Below are 23,891 nucleotides of genomic sequence, written 5' to 3' on the forward strand. Positions count from 1 at the left end.
CCTGAACGTTGCACGCACACCCATCACCGCGCCACCTCATAACGATTCGACAATTTATTGGTTCCCTCGACGATGCGCAGCCCGTATCGTTCACCGACTCGTCAGACCTACCGACCAACGGGGAATCCAACAATGAAACGAATCCGTTCCTTCGCACTGCTCGCGCTGCCGGCCGCGCTCTACGCCGCCGGCGCGCACGCGCAAAGCAGCGTCACGCTGTACGGCATCGCCGATGCGGGCATCGCGTACGTGCACAACGCACAGAACGCCAACGGCACCAACGCGTCGAGCCTCGTGAAGTTCGGCAGCGGCAACCTGTCGGGCAGCCGCTGGGGCCTGCGCGGCGTCGAGGATCTCGGCGGCGGCCTGTCCGCGCTGTTCCAGCTCGAGAACGGCTTCAACATCGGCACCGGCGCGCTCGGCCAGGGCAATCGCGAATTCGGCCGCAAGGCCATCGTCGGCCTCGGCAGCAGCACGTACGGCACCGTGACGCTCGGCCGCCAGTACGATCCGGTCGTCGATCTCGTGCAGGGCCTCACCGAGGACAACTACTTCGGCGGCGTCTTCGCGACGCCGGGCGACCTCGACAACTACGACAACAGCCTGCGCGTGAGCAACTCGGTGAAGTACACGAGCCCGCTGATCTCCGGCTTCCAGTTCGCCGCGCTGTACGGCTTCGGCGGCGTCGCGGGCGCGACCGGCAACGGCCGCACGTACAGCTTCGGCCTGAGCTACGCGAACGGCCCGCTGTCGCTCGGCGCCGGCTACTTCTTCGCGAACGGCGGCACGACGGTGGCAGGCGGCGTGCGCACGTGGTCGAGCAGTTCGGACACGCTGTTCAACACCGTGATCAACCAGGGCTTCTCGAGCGCGAAGTCGATCCAGATCGTGCGCGTGGCCGGCCAGTACGTGGCCGGGCCGGCCACCTTCGGCCTCGCGTATTCGAACACGCAGTACGGCGCGGACACGCTGTCGGCCTTCACGCAGAACGCGAAGTTCAACAACGGCTCGGCGTTCTTCAACTGGCAGTTCACGTCGGCACTGCGCGCGGGCGTCGGCTACAACTACACGTCGCTCACGGGCCCGAGCTCCGCGCACTACAACCAGGTGAACCTCGGCGCCGACTACGCGCTGTCGAAGCGCACCGACGTGTACGCGCTGTTCGGCTACCAGAAGGCGAGCGGCAACACGCTGAACGCGAGCGGCGCGATCGTGAAGGCCGCGGCTTCGGTCGGCTCGTACGGCGTGAACTCGGGCACCGATACGCAGGAACTCGCGATCGTCGGCATTCGCCACAAGTTCTGACGACACCCATCGCATCGCGACGACCCGGCGGACGCATGTCGGTGTGTGCGTCCGCCGCCGCGCGCCACGCGCGCAGGTCTAACGCCGTCGCATGCCGCCGACGAAGGCCGGGCCATGGTGAAAACCCGTGCCCATCGGAACGCCGATGCGGCCGTGCCCGACTCCGTCGAAATGGCCGAAGTGATCGAAGTGACGGCGATGGTGGAAGCGGTCGATGAAGACGAAACTCACGCCCGTGCCGACGAAAACCGCCGGCCCCCAGTACCACGGGTCGGCGTACGGATAGGCGGTGTCCGGATACCACACGATGCTGCCATCGAGGCTCTGCTCCATCTGCCAGGTGCCGTCGCTTTGTCGGCACGCCCGGCCAACGACCTGCTGCTCCGTGCCGTCGATTTCCGCTTGCGCGACGACCGCACGGCAACGAACGCTTTCGTCCGGCGGGCCGTCGTATGTTTGCGCCAGCACGCACACCGAACATCCGAGACAGGCGACGCCCATCCCGAACCGAAACACGTTGCACATGATCGGCTCCTGCATGGTTGCCCCCGACCATTCGACCCTTGGCATCACGGACGGCGCCTGGCTTCGTATAGGGTCACCCGACCATGAAACGATAGAACAAGCCGGGTTATTCCAAGGGTCGTGATGCAAAAGAGCGGCGGCGCGGCAACCGCCGACGGTCATGCGCGCGGCGCGCGGCGGACGATGCGGTAAACGGCTGCGGCCATGATCCCGAATACCAGGTGGGCGATCAGCGTGATCCCGCCGCGGACCTGAACGAACCACGGGAAAATCGCGGTGAATCCGTACAGATTGACGCCGTACAGCACGAGCCCGAACACGCCGCCCACGACGAGCGCGGGCCCGGGCGACAGGCCGCGAATCGTTTTCGCCAGCACGGCCGCATAGGCCAGCGACAGCGCGGCATGCACCAGCGTCGCAACTCCCATGATGACCGGATCGAAGCCGGTGGACGAACCGAGGGCACGGCGGCCCATCGCGATGGCGGCCGTCAGGCGCGCATCGCGCAGCAGGTTGTGAATGGCGTCGTCGCCGACGATCCACCACAGCAGCAATTCGACGACGGTCGAGCCGACCGCCGCGCCGAACGCTGCCCACAGAATCGGAATCGGACCAGTTGGCTTCAATTGCCCTTCACCCTTCACCGTGACGATCGGCGGTGCGTGACGGAGCCGCGGCGGCGCAGTATTACAAAGGCCGGTCGCAATCTGTCCAGTACGCGAACGGATCGCGATGCTTCGGGTAGTGCTCGTCGAGCCACTTCAGCAACGTCGCGCGCGCATTGTCGAGATCGGCCTTCGACGACGACGTCCGCAGCTCGTGCACTTCGACCGATTTTTCCCGATCCATCACGTAGCAGTTCCAGTCGGGGCCATCCAGATCCGGATCGTCGGAGGCCTTCGACGACTTGCTCCACCCGAACCCTTTGCGCGCATCGATGTAATAGCGCGGATGTACTTTCAGATACGACAGTTCGCCGCCCTGCAGGCTGCTTTCCGCGCGCACGATATCGCGCCCGTCGACGACCTGCGTGACTTCCGGCAGGCGGCGCGAACGCCACCCCGAGGGCAGCGTCGCCAGCGCCTGAACGCTGTCGTACGTGCCCCAGTCGAGGCCCCACGCTTCGGCCATGCGCTTCATGAACGCATCCGCACTCGGATAGCCGCGCAGCTGGATTCGGGTCGACAGCTTGACTTCGTACCGGCCGTCGGCGCCCGTCGCATCGTCAGCCGCTTCGAACGGATTGCCCGGGCGCGACGCGCGCTGCGCGTCCGCGGGCGCCATGCCCGAAAACAGCTGATCGAGCGCCGCACGCGCTTTCGACGACTTGTCTGGTCTATTCATTACTCATTTCCTGTGCATCCACACGGCTGCAAAAAGTCTCGATTCTCGTTCGTCTCTTGGATCTCGCGCATTGTCTCGCGGATTTCCGCGGTCGCATTGTCGACGATCCGGCGGCCACGGTCGAGCGGCAACCGCATCCGGCGGCTCGCCGAGCCACTCGGTAGCAGACGTCATGCCGCCGGTCCTGCCGTTTCCAGCGCCGCCCGCATCCGCTCCATCAACGCGAGCACTTCCGGTCGATTCTCCCCCTTCGCATGCACGAAGTGATACCGGAGCAACGAATCGACCTCGTGACGGCTCACCCGCACCAGCGCGCTGCGCCCGAGATACGCGTCCGCGAGCGGCGTGCGCGCCAGCGCCACACCGAGCCCCGCTTCGGCCGCCGCGAGCACGAGGTTGTAATCCTCGAAACGGCGATCCTGCGCACGCGGCTTGAACGCGATGCCGAGCGCGTCGAACCACGTGCGCCACCCGGTCACGTCGGAGTCGTGCAGCAACGGCATCTCGAGCAGCGCGGCATCGCCGCCCCGACGGCGCAGTGTAGCCAGTTGCGCGGCGAGCCGCGGATGCGCGACCGGGTACAGCGTCTCGGGCATGAACGGGCGCGTGTCGAGCTGACGCCAGTTGCCGCGCCCGTACCGGATCGACAGGTCCGCTTCGCCGCCGGCGATATCCACGTTGCGCAGGCCGATATGCAGATCGATCTGCAACGCCGGCTCCGCACGCTCGAGCACGTGCTGTCGCTCGAACAGCCACAGCTGCGCGAACGCCGGCACCACGCTCATCCGCACAAGGCGCGGCGTACGCGGCGAGCGCCACTGGTCGGCCGCGCTGTCGATGATCGCGAACGCCTGCTCGATCCGGCCGACGAAGCGCTGCCCGTCCGGCGTCAGGCGCACGCCGCGCGCGTGACGCTCGAACAGCGCGAGGCCCAGCCAGTTCTCGACGGCGGCCACGCGCCGGCTGATTGCGCCGTGCGTGACGCCGGACACCTCGGCGGCCGCGAGAAACGAACCCTGGCGCGCGACCGTGCAGACCGTCTCAAGACTCGCGAGCGGCGGTCTCGGCCCCGGGGCCGAGACCGACAATGCATCCGCAACCTGGCGGAGATGCGCTGCGTCGCCGGCTCGCCGCCGAACCGAGCTGTGAGCCATATTCACACTCGCATGTTGATCTGTGCGCTAGCTTAGCATCTCGCCACGCCGCACCATGGGCGCATGAATACGATTTCCTCTTCGTCGTCGCGCAGCGCGCGACTACCGCTCGTCGCGGCTGGCGCGGTCGCTTTCACGATCCTCTCGTGGGCATCCGCATTCCCGTTCATCCGGATCGGCCTGCACGGGCTCGCCCCGCTGCAGCTCGCGGCCGCGCGCTTCGCGACCGCGGCTGTGCTCGTGATCGCGTGGCTTGCGTGGCGACGGCCGCCAATACCCGCGAAAGGCGATGCGCTGCGCTTTCTCGCGTGCGGCTTCCTCGGCATCGCGCTCTATAACGCGCTACTCAATACCGGCGAGCAGACCGTGTCGGCCGGCGCTGCGAGCTTCATCGTGAACACGCTGCCGATCTTCACGGCGCTGCTCGCCGCGGTGTTCCTGCACGAACGCTTCAATCGCTGGGGCTGGCTCGGATCGCTGGTCAGCCTCGCCGGCATTGCGGTGATCGCGCACGGTCAGCCGGGCGGCCTCGTCCTCGGCTCGGGCAGCACGCTGATACTCGGCGCGGCGCTGTGCTCGGCCAGCTATTTCGTCCTGCAGCGGCGCATGATCCCCGTGTACGGCGCGCTGCCCTGCGCCGCCTACACGCTGCTGGCCGGCGCGCTGCTGCTCACGCCGTGGTTGCCCGGCGCGCTGGCGGCGCTCGGCGGCGCGTCGCGCGATACGGGGTTCGCGGTGCTGGTGCTCGGCGTGTTTCCCGCCGCGCTCGGCTACGCGACGTGGACCTTCGCGCTCGGCCACTTCGGCGCGGCACGCGCCGCCAACTTCCTCTATCTGACGCCGGCGGTCGCGACGGTGTTGTCGATGGCGCTGACGGGCGAGCGGCCCGGTATCGAAACGGTGTGCGGCGGCCTGCTGGCGATTGCGGGCGTGATCTTCGTGGCCTTGCGCGGACGGACCTAGGCGTGCGGCTTCGCTGGCTTGGCCGGAGAGCGATGCCGGCTCGAACGCTCCGGCAGCGGAAAACCGATCAAGGCCCCGCATCTGCAAAGCGGAAATATACACGCTGTGCGGCCCGCCCCGCACCCATTTGCGGATGCTGTCGGACTTGACCGTTAGTTGCATAAACTGCACAACGATCGCACGAACAATCAGGAACTGTGCAGACAAATCGACCGAACAGTTCGCGATTGATTGCATCGCACTGTGCATGGTCATCGACATCGGCCCGGTCGAATAATCGAAGCCATCGACGGTGCAACACGGTGGCGCGCGTGCGCAACGGGCGACGAAACGGCCGCGCCATCGCGTCACATTTGCGCAAGGCCGCGCAATTCGCCGACGCGTGCGGAAACAGGTTCGGATATATTCATACCAATTGCATGTCGTCTGACGAAACGGCCCGCTCGCCCGGGCATGCTCGACGCCGGCGTTTTCGCCGCATTCGACGGCCGGCGACATGCAAGCCGAACCCGTCATGGGTCATGGAGACTCGTCCGGCAAACCGACCGCCTCACAAGGGTTTCCGGCTGGCCGGACGTCAGTAGAAATATCAATCAACGGAGATGGCAGATGGAACGAAGCACTGTCGGCATGCGCTGCAAACCCCTGGTTACCGTCGCACTGGCTGCCGCCGCGTTCGCGGCCGCGTCGGGCGCGATGGCCGACCAGGTCGTGAAGATCGGCAGCGTCGAACCGACGACGGGCGGCATTTCGCACCTCGGCAAGGACAACGAGAACGGTGCGCGCCTCGCAGTCGAGGAAATCAACGCGAAGGGGCTCACGATCGGCGGCCAGAAGATCACGCTGCAACTGGACGCGCAGGATGACGCCGCCGACCCGCGCCAGGCCACGCAGGTTGCGCAGAAGCTCGTCGACGACAAGGTCGTCGCCGTCATCGGCCATCTGAACTCGGGCACGTCGATCCCGGCCTCGAAGATCTACAGCGATGCGGGCATCGTGCAGATCTCGCCGTCGGCCACGAACCCGACCTATACGCAGCAAGGGTTCAAGACCACCTACCGCGTGGTCGCGACCGACGCGCAGCAAGGCCCGGCGCTCGCGAGCTACGCGCAGTCGAAGGGCGTGAAGAGCGTGGCGGTGGTCGACGATTCGACCGCGTACGGCCAGGGTCTCGCGAACGAGTTCGAGAAGAAGGCGAAGGCGCTCGGCCTGAAGGTGCTGTCGCACGACGCGACCAACGACAAGGCCGTCGACTTCCGCGCGATTCTCACGAAGATCAAGGGCGAGAACCCCGACGCGATCATGTACGGCGGCATGGACGCCACCGGCGGCCCGCTCGCGAAGCAGGCGAAGCAGCTGGGCCTGCGCGCGCGGATCCTGTCCGGCGACGGCGTGTGCACCGACTCGCTGGCCGATCTGGCCGGCCCGGCAGCCGACAACGTGCTGTGCTCGCAGGCCGGCGCGGCGCTCGAGAAGATGCCGGGCGGCGCGGCCTTCCTCGCCAAGTACCAGAAGCGCTTCAACCAGGGCATCAAGTTCGATGCGCCGTTCGCGTACGACGCGGTCTACATCGCGGTCGACGCGATGAAGCGCGCGAATTCGACCGATCCGGCGAAGATCCTCGCCGCGATGCCGTCGACGAAGTACGACGGCGTGATCGGCACGACGACGTTCGACTCGAAGGGCGACCTGACGCACGGGATCATCTCGATCTACGGCTACAAGGGCGGCAAGAAGACCTTCCTCGACCAGGTGAAGATGTAACTCCCCGCGACGCCGGCACGACGGGAACGCCGCCCGTCGGCGCCGGCGCCGCGCGGGCCGATGCAAGTTTTGCGGAGAGGAAGCAACATGTGCGCAATGGCGTATGCGGAATTTCAACAGGAGTTGAAGAAAGCGCAGTTGACGGCGCGGGAGTTTGCCCGCCTGATCAGGATGAACGAAAGTTCCATCACCAACTATTCGAGCAGGGGCACGGTTCCGTCGCACCTCGCGGTGATCGCGACGCTGATCGGCGCGCTGGCGGCCCACGAAATCGATTTTCGCAAGGTCATCCGGCGCACGAAGATCGAGCCGAAACGGCCGCGCGGGGTCGGGGCGTTTCCGGCGGCGGGCAACGGCCCTCGTGCCGGGAAAGACGAAGACCCCGAGTCGTAGGCAAGCCGCTGCGGGCGCCGGTGGCCGCGCGCCAGCTCGGGCCCGGATCCATCGGGTCGGGCCACGAGTGCCGGCATAACGCAGCGAAATGCAGCACCACACAGACGGCGCGGCTTGCGCATTCCCCTTATCTGCGTCAGTCAAGACCAGATCTCTCAGTCATCCACCGCGTCGCTTACTTCCCCCGTCCGGTTCGCGCCTCCCGCCCGAATCTTGCCCGCCCCTCCTTGCCCTGCCGGCACCTCGTTGAACCGCCTTTATCCGAAGCGACGATCTTGATCGACCGTTAGTTGCAACTTTCAGGATCGGGGCGCGCCCGGTATCTTCTCGCAAGACCGGCACGGGGCCTCGCGGCCCGCACGGCTGCCGCCACGCCCGGCGGGCCCGTCCCGGCAAGCGCGGCCTGGACGCCGTATCTCGCTGCCGGTCGCGGCTTCCCCGGGCGGGACGGCCGCTATCCGAGCCGGGCGGAAAGCTGCCACGTCGCCTGGATCAGCGGCGTGACATACGGGCGAACGTCGTGCTGCACGGCAAGGGAAACGCCGATCGCCGCCAGCGGCTCGCCGCGACGGTTGAGTACCGGCGCCGCGAGATGGCATACGCCGGAACCCGCTTCCGGGCGGCTCAGCGCATAGCCGACGCGCTTGATCTCCGCGAGCTCATTCATCCACTCCGCGCTACCGGCCGCAGGGGACACGGCTCTCGCGCCCCGCCCCGCCATGAACTCGGCCCAGTAGTGCTGCTGCACGCTCGCGGGCAGCATGCTCATCATCGCCTTGCCGGCCGCGCACTGGTGCAGCGCATCGGACAGGCCCACGTAGACACCGAACGGGTCAGCGAACGGCCACGCGACGTGCGCGACCACGAGTGCATGGGAACCCGCCTGCACGCTCAGGTTCACGCTCTGGTGCAGTTCGTTCTTCAGCACATCGGCGATCGGGTGGAACAGCGGCACGATCGGCTGCTGCAGATAGGCGACGGACGCCATCTGAAAAAGCCGCGCGCCGGCGCAATAGGCTTTCCGACGGCGCAGGTCGCGCACCACCATCCCCCTCTGGAGCAGCGTACCGATGATGCGGTGGCAACTCGTCACCGGGAGATTCACGCGCTCGGCGATCTCGGTCAGCGTGAGCGGCCAGGTCGACTGAACCAGCGTTTCCAGAATGTCCAGCGCCCCGTCCACTGCCGGGGTCCTGGATTTCGCTTCGGGAAGTGGATCGGGTGCATTCATGGGCGATCATTCTATCGGCTTTGCCTTCGTCTCCGTCGAGCCGCTTCAGTCGGCGGCGCTTGCCAGGATCCATGCCGCCGCCCTTTCGGCGACCATCATCGTGGGCGCGTTGATGTTGCCCGACGTGATGTTCGGAAACACCGACGCGTCCACCACCCTCAGGTTCGCGACGCCGTGCACCTGCAGCCGGCTGTTCACGACCGTGCGCTCCACGTCGCGACCCATCGCGCACGATCCGCACAGGTGGTACACCGACCCGCTTTGCTCGCGAAAGAACCGCAGCATGCTCTCGTCGTCGGACACGGCTCCCGCCGGGCGCACTTCTTCCGCCGTCACCTGCCTGAGCCAAGGCGTTGCAGTCAGCTCACGCACCAGCCGGCTGCCCGCGACGGCCTCGCGGCGATCGTGTTCGGTCGACAGGTAATTCGGATCGATCCGGGGCGCCTCACGCGCGTCGGCACTGGTGAGCTCGACGGAGCCGCGGCTCGTCGGCCGGCACGGCGAGAAAAAGATCGTATAGCCCGAGTACGGCTCGACGCGCGGCATGCCGCCCGACTCCGGCAGCACGTATGAAAGCGGATTGAAGTAGAGCTGCATGTTGGGCACGGGTTCCGCGTCGCTGGTGCGCAGGAAACCGCCGGCCTTCGCCGTCGTCGCGAAGATCCCTTTGCGTCGGAACAGGTACTGGAGCATGGCCCCTGCCTGCCGGGTCAGGCCGCGCACCTCGTCGTTCACAGTCGGACGGGTGGCGCGAAAGTAATACGATGCGCACAGATGGTCCTGCAGATTCCGGCCGACCGCCGGGCTATGGTGGACCACGGGAATCTGATGCCGCATCAGCAGCGCCGCGTCCCCGACACCCGAGCACTGCAGCAGTTTCGGCGTCTCCACGGCGCCGGCGGAAAGGATCACCTCGCGACGCGCGGCGAAGCGCTGACGGTGGCCGCCGATCAGGGCCTCGACGCCGGTCGCCGTGCGCGTGTCGTCGAACAGCACGCGTTCCACGAGCGCATCCGTGTACACCACGACATTCGCGCGCTTCCTGGCGGGATGCAGGTAGGCCGTACACGACGAATCCCGTTGCCCGTCGCGCGTGTTGATGTCGTAGACGCCGACGCCCTCGAGGCGCTCGCCGTTGAAATCGTCGTTGAAGCGATAGCCGAGCAGCGTGCACGCATCGAAGAACGACTCGCAGATCGGATGCACCGGATCGCGCGTGATGCGGATCTTGCCACTGCCGCTGTGCCATTCGGTATCGCCCGCATGGTGGGATTCCAGCCGCTTGAACCAGGGCAGCACATCGCCCCAGCCCCAGCCCGGATTACCCTGTGCGACCCAGTCGTCGAAATCCCGCCGCTGGCCGCGCACGTAGATCATTGCGTTGATCGCACCCGAGCCGCCCAGCACCTTGCCGCGCGGCGTGTAGACGCGCTGCCCCGCCAGCTCCGACTGCGGCGACGTCTGATAACGCCAGTTGTACTTGCGGTGATGAAACAGCTTCGCGAATCCGAGCGGCATGCGCAGCCAGATCGATTTGTCCTCGCCGCCCGCTTCGAGCAGCAGCACCCGGAACCGGCCCGATTCGCTCAGGCGATCGGCGAGGATGCAGCCTGCGGAACCGGCGCCCACGATGATGTAGTCAAAACTTGTCGCCTCCACCGGTGCCTACTCCTTGTCGACTGCGTAGCGCGCCTTCCAGCTGTCCGACGGGCCCGCCTTCACGTCGAACGGCTGCGTGGATACGGTCAGGTGCAGGCGGCGGCTCGTATACGGCATGTGAGCGCGGACGACGTCCATGTCGAGCTCGACGCCGAGGCCCGGCGCCGTCGGCGGAATGATGTAGCCGTCCTCCCATGCGATCGGCTGCTTCAGGATCTCGGCATGGAAGCCTTCCCAGCGCATGATGCTCTCCTGGATCAGGAAATTGGGCGACGCCACGCCGAGCTGGATGCTCGCGGCGGCGCCGATCGGGCCGTTGTAGAGATGCGGGGCGATCTGCGCGTAATGCACTTCGGCCAGGCTCGCGATCTTCTTCGCCTCCAGGATGCCGCCCACGCGGCCGAGATTCATCTGCAGGATCGATGCCGCGTTGTTGCGCAGCACGTCGAAGAATTCGTACTTGGTGGTAAGCCGCTCGCCCGTCGCCACCGGGATGCTGGTTTTCTGCGCAACCCGCGCCATCGCTTCCGACTGGCCCGGCGGAACCGGCTCCTCGAACCACAGCGGGTCGTACGGCTCGATGTAGCGGGCGAGCCGCACGGCAGCCGACGGCGTCATCTGCCCGTGGGTGCCGAAGATCAGGTCGCAGCGGGTGCCGACCGCCTCGCGCAGCCGCCGGCAGAACGTCGCCGACAGTTCCAGCAGGTCGAGGCTGAGCTGGTGGCCGCAGTACGCGGTGTAGGGGCCGGCCGGATCGAACTTGATCGCGGTGAAGCCCTGCTTCACGTATTCCTCGGCGCAGCGCACGGACAGTTCGACATCCTCGTAGTCGTGGCTGTACTCGCCGTCGGCCGTCTTCGGATAAAGGTAGGTATACGAGCGCAGCCGCTCGTTCACCTTGCCGCCGATCAGTTCGTAGACAGGCTTGTTCGCCGCCTTGCCGATGATGTCCCAGCACGCCATCTCGAGGCCGCTCACGATCCCCATCATGCTCGGGTCGGGCCGCTGCGTGAAGCCGCTCGAATAGGCCTCGCGGAAAAAGCGCTCGATGTGGTGCGGATCGTGATTCTCGAGGTAGCGCTGGTAGACGTCGGCGATCGCGGCCTCCATCACGTCCGGATGGAAGCTGGCCGCGTAGACTTCGCCCACCCCCTCGATGCCGCATGCCGTCTTCAGCTTGACGAAGATCCAGTAGCGGCCGCCGATGTACGGGGGCGGCACGGCGACGACATAGGTTTCAAGCGAGGTGATTTTCATGTGATTGCCTAGTAACGTGCGATGGTTGAACCGTCATGCGGGGCAGCGCCGGTCAGCGGCCCGGAAAACGGTAATGCGCGGTGCGTTTCTTGAAGACGTACACGAGCCCGCTGCCCGCCAGGCAGCACACGGCGATGTACGTGAAGTAGAGCTGGGTGCCGAACACGCCCGGAAACCGGCGCGAAATCGCCGAGCTGATCATCGGCAGGAACACGTCCGGCGAGAGGCCGACCATCGAAATGATCCCGATCGCCAGCCCGGTCACGCGCGCCGGCACGTGGCAGCGGTCGACGATGGCCCAGTACAGCCCGTGCACCGAATAGGTCATCAGCCCGAGCACGACGATGCAGCCGGCCAGCAGCCACACCGGAACCGACCCGGGCACCAGCACGAACAGCATCCACGCGATCGCGGCCGCGAACATGCCGCCGCCGAGCACGTCGACGTTGGAGAAACGATCGCCGAGAAAGCCGCCGCCGATCGCGCCGATCGGGCGCATCCACAGCTTGATGACCGTCAGTTCGCCGGCGAGCACGGCCGACGCCGAGAAGTGCGCCTGGATATAGCTGGAGAACGAGAACGTGGCCCACAGCAGCTGGTAGCCCGACAGCACGATCAGGCTGACGAGCCAGATTTCCGGTATCCGGATCAGCATGAGGAAGTCGCCGAACGCGGACGGCCCGCCCTGCCGCGCGGCGCCGGATTCGCGGGCCCGGTTGCGGTCGTTCGGCAGAATCAGCCCGGCGAGCACGCCGATGCCGAGGCAGGTATACGCGTACATGTGGATCACCGGGCGCAGCGCGAGCTGCGGCGCGAGACTTGCGTAGTGGGCGAAGATGGCCACCGCGATCGACGCGAGGACGGCCTCGGTGAGGCCGCGTCCGCCGTCGAGGATGCCGAAGAAGCGGCCCTGTTCGCGATCGGTCGCCAGCAGCTTGACGGCGCGCAGGATCGCCGACCAGAACGTCAGCCCGCCGGCAACACCCCAGCCGAGATAGATCCAGCGCAGCATCGACGCGTCGGGATAGGTGGCGAACCACAGGCCGAGCAGGCCCACGGCGCCCAGCGAGAACAGGACCAGCCAGCGCGAGCTCACGCGGTCGGCCAGCCATCCGCTGGGGATGTAGGTCACCACATACGCGATACCGAGTATCGAATAGAGTTCGCCGAGCTGATCGGGCGTGATGTGGAACGCTTGCAGCAGCGTGTTTTCGAAGTTCTGGCGCAGGTACAGCAGCGGATACAGCGCGCCCGCTGCAAGCGTGAGCACGGCCAGCTGAAAATAGCGGACCAGCCTGGAACCGGCGCCGGACGCCTCGGCCAGCGCCCGTTCGGGGGAATCGATTGATACTGTCATGACGTCTCCATTTTTTTTACTGCGTCGTATCCGGTCCGCCGGACCGGTATTGCATGACAACCTCGACAATCTGCGCTACGTCTACGGTGCTTCACCCTCCAATTGATCAGTAGTCCGGAAAACACTGGTTGCTTCCCGGCTCCGGTCCATGCGGCCCGGGCGACGCTGCGTGCAGCGCGCCCCGACCGGTGCCGCGATAGGCCGTTACGCGATCAGTACGGCACGACCACCAGCCGCGTCTGCGTGAACGCGAGCATCCCGTGCTGGCCATCGTCGCCGCCGATGCCCGAGCGCTTCCAGCCGCCGTGATGGCCCTGGTACGGATCGTCGGGCACGCGATTCACGTAGCACTCGCCCGCCTCGATCTCGTTCGCGACCCGCATGATCGTGCGGTGGTTCTCGCTGTAGATCATCGACGCCAGGCCGAACTGGTGATCGTTCGCCATCTCCAGCGCGTCGTCGAGCGTCCGGTAGGTCACCACGCCCAGCACCGGCCCGAAGGTTTCTTCCTGGATGATTTCCATGTCCTGGCGGCATCCGGTGAGCAGCGTCGGCGGATAGAAGAAGCCCTTGCCCGCCGGAATCGCCCCACCGCACTCGAGCACCGCGCCGTCGTCGATCGCCCGTTCCACCATCTGGTGAATATGGAGGCGCGCGTTGTCGTGGATCAGCGGCCCCATCCAGTCGTGATGCTGGCTGCGGTCGCCCCACTGGCGCTCCCGCATGCGGTTGCGCAACAGCGCGATCAGCTTCGGGGCGACCTCCTCGTGCACATAGACACGCTCGACCGCGGTACAGAGCTGCCCGCAGTTGGTGGTCTTGGAGCGCACGATATCGGCCGCCGCCTGCTCGAGATTGGCATCCGGCTCGACGATCGCGGGCGTCTTGCCGCCCAGCTCCAGCGCCACTTTCGCGATATTGACCTGCGAATATTCGAGCACCTTGCGGCCGGCACCGACGCTCCCGGTCAGCGTGATCATGCCCACGGCGGGATGGGTGCAGATCTGCTCGGCCACCACATGGCTCATGGCCATGATGTTGACGACGCCGGCCGGGACGTTCGCGTCCTGCACCGCACGCGCGATCTCCAGCGCGGAACACGGCGTGTAGCTGCTGGGCCGGACCACCACCGTGTTGCCGGTGATGAGCGCCGGCGCGAGCTTGCGCATCAGCGTGTAGACCGGTGAATTGAACGGAATCAGGCAGACCCCGACGCCGATCGGCTCGCGGAACAGCATCAGGTTCTCGCCCGCGTTGTCGCTCGGGATGATCTCGCCCGTGATGCGGCGCGCCCACTCCGCGTGGTAGCGGGTGACTTCCGCCGCGTACTGGACCTCGGCACGCGCATGCTGCGGACTCTTGCCGGATTCGAGCGCAAGCGCGTGGCCAATGGCATCGGCACGCGCCATCAGCGCATCGGCCAGCCGGTACAGGACTTTCGCGCGTTCGATGGCCGGCAGGCGCCGCCACTTTTTCTGCGCGGCCGCGGCGGCCTGAACGGCCAGGTCCGCGTCTTCCGGGCTGGTGCTGTCGACGGTGGCCACGATGTCGCCGGTGGCCGGATTGCAGACTTCGATCGAAGGCGTTCGGGCCGACTCGTTGAAGTGGTTGTCGGCAAAATTCTGATAGTGGCGCACGTTGACATCCCGGTTCGTTGAGGTCCTCGCGGACCTGCAGAGTTCACCGGGACTATAAGTGCGCGTTTCGGAGGGGGTCAATCGATCCCCATAGGCCGGAATTTTTTTCCATATATGGAAATATGCGCGTCGTGGGTGCGATGCGGTTCATTCCGGACGGCCCCGCGACATGCGGGTTCCTGTCATGCGCCGGCCTGGCGCACGTGTGCGCGGCAGCAATCCAGCCCGTGCACGACGCTCACGCGTCGCGGCGTGATGCAGCGGCTACCGGGCGGGCGAACCGACGTTTCGTCCGTTCCGCGCTCATCCCTGGCCCGCCCGCACATGATCGAGCAACGCCTGCAACGGATGCCGGACCTGCTTCGACGACAGCCGCTTCACCTGGCTGCGACATGAATACCCCGTCGCCAGCGCTTCGCCATGTTCTTCCGGCGCATCCACCTGCGCGCGCCACGACTGCGCGTAGATCACCCTCGACGTCGCCAGATTCCGCGCCTCGTGCCCGTACGTCCCCGACATCCCGCAGCACCCGGTCGCCTGCACCTGCAGCCGCAGCCCGCGCCGCGCGAACACCTGCGCCCACTGCTTGCCGCTGTCGGGCGCATTGGTCTTCTCGGTGCAGTGCGGCAGCAACCGGTACGACGCCCCGCCCGCTTCCGCGCCGGCTTCCGGCAGCGCGTGCAGCAACCACTCCTGCGGCAGCGCGACCTTCAGCACATCGGCGAGCCCCGTCACCTTCAGATACTCCTGACGATACGTGAGCGTCATCGCCGGATCGAGGCCGACGAGCGCGACGCCCGAGCGCGCCAGCGCGGCCAGTTGCGTCGCGTTGCGGATCGCCGCTTTCTCGAATGCGCGGAGAAAGCCCTGTACGTGCAGCGCCTTGCCATTCGGCGCGAGCGGCGCGAGCCACACCTGGAAGCCCGCGCGCGCCGCCAGCTCGATCAGCGTCGCCAGCTGCTCGGTATCGAAATAGCGCGTGAACGTGTCCTGCACGATGACGACGCTGCGTTCGCGTTGCGCATCGGTCAGCGCCGCGAGCGCCTGCGGCTCGGCGGGCCGCACGCGCCACTGGCGAATCACGGCCGCGAGATCGAAGCGGCTCAAGAGCGGACTGTCGACCATGCCGACGTGCCGCTCCAGCAGCGTGCGCACCCAGCCGGCACGCATCAGCCCGTTGTACAGCGCGGGCACGCGCGCCATCCACGGCATCGTGTATTCGAGCGAGCCGATCAGGTAGTCGCGCACCGGCCGCAGATAGCGCTGGTGATACAGCTCGAGAAAACGCGAGCGGAACTCGGGCACGTTGACCTTGACCGGGCACTGCCCCGCGCACGACTTGCATGCGAGGCAGCCGGCCATCGCGTCGTACACCTCGTGCGAGAAATCGGCTTCGCCGTTGCGCGCCGCACGGCTGTTGCGCCAGCGGGTCGTGAAGCCGCTCAGCAGCGGCTGCCGTGCGCGCGCCGCGGCGACCACATCCACGCCGGCCTGCCCTTGCAGACGCAACCATTCGCGCATCAGCGACGCACGCCCCTTCGGCGAATGCACGCGTTCGCGGGTCGCCTTCCACGACGGGCACATCGCGTCGTCCGGGTCGAAGTTGTAGCACGCGCCGTTGCCGTTGCAGTGCATCGCCGTGCCGTAGCTCTGCCACACGCGCTCGTCGATCTGCCGGTCGTGGTCGCCGCGCGTGGGCACCTCGTCGATCTTCAGCAGCCGCAGCGTATTGTCCGGCGGCGTCGCGATCTTGCCGGGGTTGAACTGGTTGTGCGGATCGAACGCGGCCTTCAGTTGCTGCAGCGACGGATACAGCTCGCCGAAGAACGCCGGCGCATATTCGGAGCGCACGCCCTTGCCGTGCTCGCCCCATAACAGGCCACCATGGCGCTGCGTGAGCGCGGCCACCGCATCCGACACCGGGCGCACCAGCGCCGCCTGCTTCGGGTCCTTCATGTCCAGCGCCGGGCGCACGTGCAGCACGCCCGCGTCGACGTGGCCGAACATCCCGTACTGCAGCCCGTGGCCGTCGAGCAGCGCGCGGAATTCGGCGATGTATGCGGCCAGGTTTTCGGGCGGCACCGCGGTGTCCTCGACGAACGGCTGCGGACGCGCTTCACCCTGCACGTTGCCGAGCAAGCCGACCGCGCGCTTGCGCATCGCATACACGCGCTTCACCGCGTCGTCGCCGCTCGCGAGCGTATGGCCGAGCCGCTCGACGCGCGTATCGGTGCGCAGATGATCGACGAACGCGCGCACCCGCGCATCGACGTCTTGCGCGTCGTCGCCGCTGAATTCGATCAGGTTGATGCCGAGCGTCGGACGCGGGTCGTCCTGCGGGAAATATTCGGCGACGCTGCTCCACACGAAGTCCTTCATCGCGAGCATCAGCACCTTCGAGTCGACCGTCTCGATCGACAGCGGTTTCAGTTCGAGCAGCGCGCGCGCATCGCGCAGCGCATCCATGAAGCTCGCGTAGCGCACGTTCACCAGCACCGAATACTTCGGGATCGGCAACACGTTGAGGCGCGCTTCGACGACGAAGCCGAGCGAGCCTTCGGCGCCGCACAGCACGCTGTTCAGGTTGAAGCGGCCGTCCGGCTCGCGCAGGTGCGCGAGATCGTAGCCGGTCAGGCAGCGATTGAGCTTCGGAAATTTCGCGTCGATCAGCGCGGCCTTGTCGTCGGCGATGCGGCGCGCAGTACGATACACCTTGCCGATCCGGTCCTGCCGCGCGCAGCGGCGCGCCAGTTCGTCGTCCGCGAGCGCGTCGCTGTGCAGCTGCTCGCCGCCCATCAGCACGAAGTCGAGCGCGAGCACGTGGTCGCGCGTCTTGCCGTACGTGCAGCTGCCCTGCCCGCTCGCGTCGGTGTTGATCATCCCGCCGACCGTCGCGCGGTTCGAGGTCGACAGCTCCGGCGCGAAAAAGAGGCCGTGCGGCTTCAGCGCGGCATTGAGCTGATCCTTGACGACGCCCGCCTGCACGCGCACCCAGCGCTCGGCGACGTTGATCTCCAGGATCCGGTTCATGTTGCGCGACAGGTCCACGACCACGCCGTCGGTCAGCGACTGCCCGTTGGTGCCGGTGCCGCCGCCGCGCGCGGCCACCGCGACGTCGCGATGCGCGGGGTCGGCGAGCAGCCGCGCGACGAGCCGCACGTCGTCCGCATGCGCGGGACAGATCACCGCCTGCGGCAGCCGCTGGTAGATCGAATTGTCCGTGGCCTGCACGGTCCGGTTCGCGTGATCCACACGGATTTCCCCGGCGAAGCCGGCGGCCTGTAGGGCGGCGAGAAAATCGCGGTAACGGCTTTCGGGCGGGCTGGCGGGACGGGGCAACGGAGCGATCGACATGGGATAAACGCGAAAGGTAGGTGGAGCCGGTGCGCCGTCAGGTCAGAAACATGAGTTTTGAGCAAGATTCCATACACGCCGGAAATCCAGTATCTTGCTAATCCGCACGAGAAACAAACGAATTCTCCCCCGGCAAAACTTGCATAAAACTCATGAATTATCGTCGTCTGACTCCGTCCATGTCGCTGCTGCTCGTGTTCGAGGCGGCCGCCCGGCACGAGAGCTATACGCGCGCGGCCGATGAGTTGTCGCTCAGCCAGAGCGCGATCAGCCGGCAGGTCCAGACGCTGGAGGATCAGCTCGGCGTGCCGCTGTTCCGGCGCGAGGGCCGCTCCGTGAAGCTGACGGAGGTCGGGCGCCGCTACTTCATCGAGCTGAGCGGCGCGCTGGGGCGCATCCGCGGCGCGACGCTGCAGGCCATGTCGCACCACGCCGGGGCCGGCACGCTGCGGCTGGCCACGTTGCCGACCTTCGGCTCGAAATGGCTGCTGCCGCACCTGCACGACTTCTACGCCGCCCATCCGGGCGTGACCGTGCACCTGCACTCGCGGATCGGCAGCATCGATTTCCATACCGACGATCTCGACGCGGCCATTACCGTCGGCGCGGGCGACTGGCCCGGCCTGCACGCGCACCGGCTGTACAACGAGTTCCTGATCGCGATCGCGAGCCCCGACGCGGGCGGCGGCCGCGAGGCCGGCCCGCATGCGCCGGCGTGGGCGGCCGGGCAAACGCTGCTCGGGGTGACGAGCAATCAGCATGCGTGGGCGGAATGGTTCTCGCATTTCGGGCTCGATCATCGCGACATGCGGATCGGCCCGAGCTTCGAGCTGACGTCGCACCTGATCCAGGCCGTGCGCGCGGGGATGGGGATCGGCCTCGTGCCGAAGGTGCTGGTGGAAGACGAGCTGGGCCGCAACGAGCTCGTGTCGATCGGCGACGCGATCACGAGCCAGCGCAGCTACTACCTCGTGTATCCGCCGGAAAACGACACGTTGCCGTCGCTGGCGGCATTCAGGGAATGGCTGCTGAAGTCGTGCTGAATCTCGACAGCGGGCAACGCCGCGGCTGCGCGCCGCCGCGCGGTCATGCACGCCATTCGTCGAGAATCTGCTCGGCGAGGTAGTCGCACGGCGGGCGCGCCGACTGCGCGCTGCGCGCCAGCACGACTTCGAGCTCGCCCAGCGGCGGCAGCCCTTCGTTCTGCGACAGTTGGACGAGATGCGCGGGAATGCTGCACCGCGCGAGCGGCGCGACGGCGAGGCCGGCCTCGACCATGCTCAGGAGGCCGAGAAAGCTCGGGCTTTCGTACGACATCCGGTACGGGATGTGCTGCCGGTTCAGCGCCTTGACCGCATGGTCGCGCGCCATGCTGCCGCCATGCGTGAAAAATGCGACCGGCAACGGCCGCTCCTCCCATACGTTGCGTTTCGCCGAGCCCGTCCACACGATCGGCTCGAGCCGGACGAGTTCGCCGGTCACGCCCTTGATGCGCGTGAGGCAGGCGAGATCGACGGTGTTGTCCTTGAGCATCGGCACGAGCGCGCTGCTCGGCTGGCCGATCACGCGCACTTCCACGCGCGGATGCATCGCGGCGAACTTCCCCAGCACCTGCGGCAGCAGCGACGAGATGTAGTCGTCGGGCACGCCGATCGTCACGCGGCCGCTGATCTCCGGGCGCACGACCGACGCCCATGCCTCGTCGCGCATCGCCAGCATCCGGCGGCCGTACTCGGCGAGCATGCGGCCGTCGTCGGTCGCCGTGACGTTGCGCGTATCGCGGATGAACAGCGGCTTGCCGAGCGCGTCTTCCAGCGCCTTGATCTGCATGCTCACCGCCGACGGCGACCGGTGCACGGCTTGCGCGCCCTGCGCGAACGAACCGGACTCCGTCACGGCCACCACCATCGCCAGCACATCGAGATCGAGCTTTTTCATTTTCCTCAGAAAATCTGATCAATCGATTCAGTTTATCCCGTTTTACTGGGCGTCTCCACGGTCGGACAATGCATGTCATCGACGTTCATCGCAGGAAACGACAACCATGCATACCACCGGCTCGCTTTACGGATTTCTGGTCATCGGCGGGATGCTCGCGGTCACGCCGGGGCCGAACATGGTCTACGTGATGTCGCGCTCGATCGCGCAGGGGCGCACCGCCGGGCTGATTTCGCTCGCGGGCGTGATGGTGGGCTACCTGTTCTACATGTTCGGCGCGGCGTTCGGGATCACCACGCTGTTCCTGAGCGTGCCGTACGCGGGCACCGTGCTCGGCGTGGTCGGCGCCGCGTACCTGCTGTACCTCGCGTGGCAGGCGGTCCGCCCCGGCGGCCGTTCGCCGTTCGAGGTGAAGGCGCTGCCGAGCGAGCAGCCGCTGCGGCTGCTCGCGATGGGCGCGACGACCAGCGTGCTCAATCCGAAGCTAGCGATGCTGTTCGTGTCGCTGCTGCCGCAGTTCATCGACTACCGGCAAGGCAGCGTGTTCGGCCAGTCGCTCTTTCTCGGCTCGCTGCTGATCGCCGCGTTCGCGTCGGCCAACGGGATGGTCGCGATCTGCTCGAGCGGCATCGCGAAATTCCTGCACGGGCGCCCGGCGCTGCTGCTGGCGCAGCGCCGGGCGATGGGGATGGTGCTGGGCGGCCTCGGTGTGGAGATGCTCGTCGATGCTGCGCGGATGGCGGGCGCTCCGTGAGGCGCTCCGTGAGGTGCGTCGTGGGGTGCGGCAGAGCGCGGATGACGTGACGCGCGGGTCGCACTGCCCGTCGCGAAGCACCGCTTCATCATGGCCGGCGACACGCATCGCCGGCCATCGCGTTCACCCGGTCATGCAACCGTTCGCGGTCGCATCGCGTCCCGGCCCGTCGTCGCGCATCAAGCGGCCACCGCCTGCTGCTGCGCCTCGAGTTCGCGCACGAGCGGCAGCACGCGCTTGCCGAAGTACTCGACTTCCTCGATGAAATGCAGGAAACCGGCCAGCACGAGATCGACGCCGATCGCCTTCAGCGCGACGATCCGCTCGGCGATCTGTTGCGGCGTGCCGATCAGGTTCGTGCGGAACCCGTCGTTGTACTGCACCAGATCCTCGAACGTGGATTTCGCCCAGTTGCCCTCGCCTTCCGGCGATGCGCTGCCCGCCTGCTTCACCGCATCGCCGAACGCATGCACGGCCTCGACGTGCGCGTGCCGGATGATGTCGTCGAGCACGGCCCGCGCCTCTTCCTCGGTGTCGCGCGCGATCACGAACGCATTGACGCCGATCCGCACGCGATGGTTGTTCGCCGCCGCCTTCGCGCGAATGTCGTCGATCTGCGCCTTCAGGTTCTCCGGCGTATTGCCGTTCGTGAAGTACCAGTCCGACACGCTCGCCGCGTTGTCGCGCGCCGCGCGCGAGCTGCCGCCCTGGAAGATCTCCGGATGCGGCTTCTGCACGGGCTTCGGGCTCAGCGTGTAATCGTTGAAGCGGTAGAAGTCGCCCTTGAACGTGAAGTTGTCCTGCGTCCAGATGCCCTTGAGCGCCTGGATGAATTCCTTCGAACGCCGATAGCGCTCGTCGTGTTCGAGCCACGGCTCGCCGATCGCGGTGAACTCGCCCTTGAACCAGCCGCTGACGACGTTGATCGCGATGCGTCCGTTCGAAATATGGTCGATCGTCGCGAGCTGCTTCGCGACCACCGCCGGATGCCACGGCCCCGGCAAGATCGCGGCGAGCACCTTGAGCTTCGTCGTCGCATGCAGCAGCGCCTGGCTGAACGACACCGACTCGTGCTGGTATTCGGCGCCGTAGCCGGCCGTGAAGCGGATCTGGCTCAGCGCGTAGTCGAAGCCGGCCGCCTCGGCCGTGCGCGCGAGCTTCTGGTTGTATTCGAGGCTCCAGTCGGTACGCTGCTCGATCGTGCTGACGACGAGTCCGCCGCTGACGTTCGGCACCCAGTACGCGAATTTGACGCCGTCGGCCGAAGGTTCTTGAATGCTCATGACACTATCCTGATCGAAGGAGAAAACGAAAGGCGTTACGCCGCGACGGCGGACAGCGCGCGCGGGCGCAGTTGCGGCACCGCGCGATCCACGGCGAGCGCGATGCGCGCGCGCAGGGCGGGATTCGCAATCTCGTAGCGGTCGAAATCGCTTTCGGATGCATACACGCCGATCGGCAGCGTGCGCGCCTGGAAGAAGCTGAACAGCGGCCGAAGCTGGTGATCGATCACGAGCGCATGACGCTCGCTGCCGCCGGTGGCGGCGAGCAGCACCGGCACATCGATCAGCGACGCATGATGCACGAGGTCGAACAGGTGCTTGAAGATGCCGGTGTACGACGCGCGATACACGGGGCTCGCGACGACGAGCGCATCGGCCGTCTCGATCGCGCGGATCAGCGCCTCGAGATCCGGCGGCACCTGCGTGCGCGTGAGCGCGCCGGCCAGCCGGTTGCCGATCTCGCCGAGTTCGATCCGCTGCGTGTCGATCGGCAATGCGTCGCCGAGCGCGCCGACGATTGCGTCGGTCAGCGCCAGCGTGCGGGACGGCCGTTGCAGGCCGCCCGATATTGCGACTACGTTGATTGTGTTGCTCATGCCATGCGTTCCCGTCGTCGAGCCGCGCGTCGCCGCGCCGATACCGTTTCGGGTTTGCAAGGAACGTGCCATTTCCCATGCGGGCAGCGGCGCAAAGTAATCTGCATCACGAAATTTCGACCAATCGCCCGCCTGACGGGGCATCCGGGCCAAATACGCGAATCGGGCAAGCGTTCCCGAACGCACATCACATCGATATGCCGCATCGAGATGAACCTGGGCCAACAGCGCTGCTGATGCGGTGCTGCTCGATCAGCAGCATTGCAGCGCGGCTTGCGCGATCGCGACGGCAGCGCGGCTGCCGCATCGAACGCGATGACGTCGAATTCGACGTCATCGCGCCGCTATCCGGCTCCGCAGCATGCTGTGCGGCAATCCCGCTTTGGTTATCGGAAATCGATGTTTCCCGCGCGACGCAAAACGCTGAACACGCTGCTGATCAGGCAGCAACCGAAACGCGCCGCCCGTCGGCGCGCGTCCGGTCACGGCGTGCCGGCTCGAAGCGCATGCGTGGTCCGGCAATATCCGCGAGCTGGGGAACATGATTCATCATGCGCGGCTGGTAAGCCGCCACGACGCGCTGCAGGAAGCCGACCTGAACCTGTCGTCGTCATGCGCACCGGTGGCCGCCGCGCGCGTGACGGCGCCGGCGAACCGGGGGCCGGCCGATGAAGCGCTCGAACAGCGCGCTGTTCGACGAAGAACATGAGCACCTGTTCGAATGAATCGAGGACATCGTGATGCGCGTCGCGTTCGACTTCAGTCACCGCAACCAGATCCAGGCCGCTCGGTTGCTCGGCATCAGCCGCAATGTGTTGCGGGCGTGGTTGATTCGCGCGAAGGCGATCGCGGCGATCAAGTAATCAGGCACGCACGCTGGCGCAATGCGGAGAGCGGCGACGCGGGCTCGCCGGAATCCGCTTTCGCTGTCGGCTGAGGCCGATCGAGAAAGAGAAGCCGATCCCGCATGGCGCGAAGCACGCCCGGCGGCAAGCAGCGCCCCCGACGCTCGCCGCACCGTGCACGGCTATTTCGCGACGCCGCCCGACACCCCGCCGAGCAGCGACGTCACCGGCGCAAGCGGATTCGCGGCAGCACCCGCTCCCGCCCGCTACACCGCCCAGCGTGCCGGTCACCGAACCGGGCGGTGTCGACCCGAGCGCCGACAACATGCCGCCGAGCGCGCCAGCCCGCCGCCCACAGCACACCGCCGACCTGTCCGAGCAGGTCGGCCGCCGGGTTCCCGAGGCCCGCATGTTCCGAACAGGGCCGCGGAGCAATCCGCACTTTCCATGCCATTGCCTCGCACGAACCGGCTTCTCGCCCGCCAGGCAAGCCTCCACGCGTTCGCACGGGGGCTTTCCCGCCGTTCGAGCG

At 66.7% G+C, this 23,891-nt stretch carries 19 protein-coding genes and 1 pseudogene; 7 read left to right on the top strand and 13 right to left on the bottom strand.

Annotation, left to right across the window (positions count from 1 at the left end; translation table 11 throughout):
* Positions 1-132 precede the first annotated feature (132 nt).
* Positions 133-1,305 (top strand): porin, encoded by a 1,173-nt coding sequence (locus DCN14_RS32145; protein ID WP_096508573.1) that lies wholly within the window; start codon positions 133-135, stop codon positions 1,303-1,305.
* Between the two features lie 78 nt (positions 1,306-1,383).
* On the opposite strand, the gene DCN14_RS32150 is transcribed toward DCN14_RS32145, so the two are convergent.
* From DCN14_RS32150 to DCN14_RS32165, 4 genes are all read right to left on the bottom strand, one after another.
* Complete coding sequence (locus DCN14_RS32150; protein WP_096508617.1) at positions 1,384-1,830, bottom strand: hypothetical protein; 447 nt, start codon at positions 1,828-1,830, stop codon at positions 1,384-1,386.
* 158 nt (positions 1,831-1,988) lie between these two features.
* Entirely contained in the window at positions 1,989-2,456 is a 468-nt protein-coding gene (locus DCN14_RS32155) for a sodium:proline symporter (RefSeq protein WP_096508572.1), read from the bottom strand.
* Positions 2,457-2,517: 61 nt separating this feature from the next.
* Positions 2,518-3,174: a nitroreductase gene (locus tag DCN14_RS32160; protein ID WP_096508571.1), complete on the bottom strand. Its 657-nt coding sequence runs from the start codon at positions 3,172-3,174 to the stop codon at positions 2,518-2,520.
* A 170-nt stretch (positions 3,175-3,344) separates the two neighbouring features.
* On the bottom strand, positions 3,345-4,334 hold the full coding sequence (locus tag DCN14_RS32165) for a LysR substrate-binding domain-containing protein (protein ID WP_115531480.1): 990 nt from the start codon (positions 4,332-4,334) through the stop codon (positions 3,345-3,347).
* 57 nt (positions 4,335-4,391) lie between these two features.
* Here DCN14_RS32165 and DCN14_RS32170 point away from each other — a divergent pair, with 57 nt between their 5' ends.
* From DCN14_RS32170 to DCN14_RS32180, 3 genes are all read left to right on the top strand, one after another.
* Positions 4,392-5,291 carry a DMT family transporter gene (locus DCN14_RS32170; RefSeq protein ID WP_115531481.1) on the top strand — a complete coding sequence of 300 codons (900 nt, stop codon included), beginning with the start codon at positions 4,392-4,394 and terminating at the stop codon, positions 5,289-5,291.
* Positions 5,292-5,900: 609 nt separating this feature from the next.
* Positions 5,901-7,055 carry a branched-chain amino acid ABC transporter substrate-binding protein gene (locus DCN14_RS32175; protein ID WP_096508062.1) on the top strand — a complete coding sequence of 385 codons (1,155 nt, stop codon included), beginning with the start codon at positions 5,901-5,903 and terminating at the stop codon, positions 7,053-7,055.
* Positions 7,056-7,142: 87 nt separating this feature from the next.
* Complete coding sequence (locus DCN14_RS32180; RefSeq protein ID WP_096508061.1) at positions 7,143-7,448, top strand: DNA-binding protein; 306 nt, start codon at positions 7,143-7,145, stop codon at positions 7,446-7,448.
* A gap of 454 nt (positions 7,449-7,902) precedes the next feature.
* On the opposite strand, the gene DCN14_RS32185 is transcribed toward DCN14_RS32180, so the two are convergent.
* From DCN14_RS32185 to DCN14_RS32210, 6 genes are all read right to left on the bottom strand, one after another.
* Entirely contained in the window at positions 7,903-8,631 is a 729-nt protein-coding gene (locus DCN14_RS32185) for an IclR family transcriptional regulator (RefSeq protein WP_162826268.1), read from the bottom strand.
* A 93-nt stretch (positions 8,632-8,724) separates the two neighbouring features.
* Positions 8,725-10,338: a GMC family oxidoreductase N-terminal domain-containing protein gene (locus DCN14_RS32190; RefSeq protein WP_096508059.1), complete on the bottom strand. Its 1,614-nt coding sequence runs from the start codon at positions 10,336-10,338 to the stop codon at positions 8,725-8,727.
* Positions 10,339-10,344: 6 nt separating this feature from the next.
* Positions 10,345-11,595 carry a mandelate racemase/muconate lactonizing enzyme family protein gene (locus DCN14_RS32195; RefSeq protein ID WP_096508058.1) on the bottom strand — a complete coding sequence of 417 codons (1,251 nt, stop codon included), beginning with the start codon at positions 11,593-11,595 and terminating at the stop codon, positions 10,345-10,347.
* A 52-nt stretch (positions 11,596-11,647) separates the two neighbouring features.
* On the bottom strand, positions 11,648-12,952 hold the full coding sequence (locus tag DCN14_RS32200; RefSeq protein ID WP_096508057.1) for an MFS transporter: 1,305 nt from the start codon (positions 12,950-12,952) through the stop codon (positions 11,648-11,650).
* A gap of 212 nt (positions 12,953-13,164) precedes the next feature.
* Positions 13,165-14,589: an aldehyde dehydrogenase gene (gene aldA / locus DCN14_RS32205; RefSeq protein ID WP_096508056.1), complete on the bottom strand. Its 1,425-nt coding sequence runs from the start codon at positions 14,587-14,589 to the stop codon at positions 13,165-13,167.
* 303 nt (positions 14,590-14,892) lie between these two features.
* Positions 14,893-17,943, bottom strand: a complete 3,051-nt coding sequence (locus tag DCN14_RS32210; RefSeq protein ID WP_096508055.1) for an FAD-binding and (Fe-S)-binding domain-containing protein — start codon at positions 17,941-17,943, stop codon at positions 14,893-14,895.
* Between the two features lie 152 nt (positions 17,944-18,095).
* Between DCN14_RS32210 and DCN14_RS32215 the strand changes: the two genes are divergently transcribed.
* Positions 18,096-18,986, top strand: a complete 891-nt coding sequence (locus tag DCN14_RS32215; RefSeq protein ID WP_096508054.1) for a LysR substrate-binding domain-containing protein — start codon at positions 18,096-18,098, stop codon at positions 18,984-18,986.
* Positions 18,987-19,029: 43 nt separating this feature from the next.
* Here the strand turns inward: DCN14_RS32215 and DCN14_RS32220 are convergent, their stop codons facing one another.
* Positions 19,030-19,881: a LysR substrate-binding domain-containing protein gene (locus tag DCN14_RS32220; protein ID WP_096508053.1), complete on the bottom strand. Its 852-nt coding sequence runs from the start codon at positions 19,879-19,881 to the stop codon at positions 19,030-19,032.
* 106 nt (positions 19,882-19,987) lie between these two features.
* Here DCN14_RS32220 and DCN14_RS32225 point away from each other — a divergent pair, with 106 nt between their 5' ends.
* Complete coding sequence (locus tag DCN14_RS32225) at positions 19,988-20,635, top strand: LysE family translocator (RefSeq protein WP_096508052.1); 648 nt, start codon at positions 19,988-19,990, stop codon at positions 20,633-20,635.
* A gap of 179 nt (positions 20,636-20,814) precedes the next feature.
* Here DCN14_RS32225 and sfnG read toward each other — a convergent pair whose 3' ends face one another.
* Together sfnG and msuE are read right to left on the bottom strand one after the other, a co-directional pair.
* Positions 20,815-21,918 carry a dimethylsulfone monooxygenase SfnG gene (gene sfnG, locus DCN14_RS32230; protein WP_096508051.1) on the bottom strand — a complete coding sequence of 368 codons (1,104 nt, stop codon included), beginning with the start codon at positions 21,916-21,918 and terminating at the stop codon, positions 20,815-20,817.
* A 35-nt stretch (positions 21,919-21,953) separates the two neighbouring features.
* The gene (gene msuE, locus DCN14_RS32235) at positions 21,954-22,514 is read right to left on the bottom strand and encodes an FMN reductase (protein ID WP_096508050.1); all 561 of its coding nucleotides are present in this window, start codon (positions 22,512-22,514) and stop codon (positions 21,954-21,956) included.
* Between the two features lie 493 nt (positions 22,515-23,007).
* Here msuE and DCN14_RS32240 point away from each other — a divergent pair.
* Positions 23,008-23,377 (top strand): annotated as a pseudogene (locus DCN14_RS32240) (sigma-54-dependent Fis family transcriptional regulator); the annotation flags it as partial.
* Positions 23,378-23,891: the final 514 nt, after the last annotated feature.

Source organism: Burkholderia sp. IDO3 (genome assembly GCF_003366075.1).
Classification (GTDB): domain Bacteria; phylum Pseudomonadota; class Gammaproteobacteria; order Burkholderiales; family Burkholderiaceae; genus Burkholderia; species Burkholderia anthina.